Source organism: Pseudomonas sp. EA_105y_Pfl2_R69 (assembly GCF_963970915.1).
In the GTDB taxonomy this organism is placed as follows: domain Bacteria; phylum Pseudomonadota; class Gammaproteobacteria; order Pseudomonadales; family Pseudomonadaceae; genus Aquipseudomonas.
Window position 1 is genome coordinate 1 of sequence record NZ_CAXAOO010000019.1, and the last position, 1,061, is coordinate 1,061.

1 protein-coding gene is annotated in these 1,061 nt (G+C 60.8%); it reads left to right on the forward strand.

Going from position 1 to position 1,061, the window contains the following annotated elements:
• Positions 1-51: 51 nt before the first annotated feature.
• Positions 52-1,061: IS66 family transposase (tnpC, locus tag AACY13_RS22575; RefSeq protein WP_339463831.1), on the forward strand; the 1,010-nt coding region annotated here is incomplete at its 3' end.

Below are 1,061 nucleotides of genomic sequence, written 5' to 3' on the forward strand. Positions count from 1 at the left end.
GTAACTACCCACCCCCTTGCCAATGCGGCCGACGTGTGATTCATCCTATCTGTGAATCGCGATGAACTCGAGGGGCTTACGAAGCCGGAGTTGGTAGAGCTGGTTCTGCGCCTGCAGCGTCCTGACAAGACCTCGCGGACATCTTCGAAACCACCGTCGACCGATCGAAAGGCGAAGCGGGATGGGTCGCGTCCTGGGGGTGCCAAGGCAGGGCACAAGGGGCATGCCCGCGATTTGTCCGAAGCGCCGGACCTGGTTGAAGATCACCGTCCCACGCAATGCCGCCATTGCGGCCTGCCGTTTGCTGAGGATGAAGCGGGCGCGGTGATCGGCGAATACGACGAAATCGATCTTCCCGAAGTGAAGCCTATCGTCAAACGCCATCGCAGGCTGAAGTGCCGTTGCACGAAGTGCGGTAAGACATCCGCTGCGCCCTTACCGCAGGCAGCGCACGGCACGCCTTTTGGTAAGCGCATCCATGCCCTGGCGCTCTACCTCAAGTCTAACCAGTTGTTCTCCTACCAACGGTTGCAAGGCGCGTTTGCCGATTTGTTCGGGCTGACGCTCAGCCAAGGCGCGTTGATGAACATGTTTCGACGCGCCGCGCCCGTCTTTGCGGCGGGACGCGACAGCGCGCTGGCCGCATTGCGCCGAGCCGATGTCGTCGCTTGCGATGAAACAGGTGTGCGTATCGAAGGGTGCAATGCCTACCAATGGGTATTCTGCTCGGATGAGGCCATCGTCCATACCGCCGACTTTACCCGGGCAGGCCAGGTCGTGCGTGACACTATGAATGGCCACCAGCCCGACGTCTGGATATCGGACCGTTATACCGCCCAGCAAGGGCATGGCCGACTGCACCAGACGTGTCTCGCCCATCTCGACCGAAAGGCCCGCTTTGTTGCCGAACATGGCAGCGATCTGACAGGCATGCGCCTTCAGCTCTGGCTTGATCGTGCCTTCAGCCTCGCCCGAAACATCGCCGAACTGGCCGCCTCCACCGTAAAAAGCCATAAGCGTAAGCTTGAGCGCGATCTCGTCGCCATCCTCGCAAGCGCGAC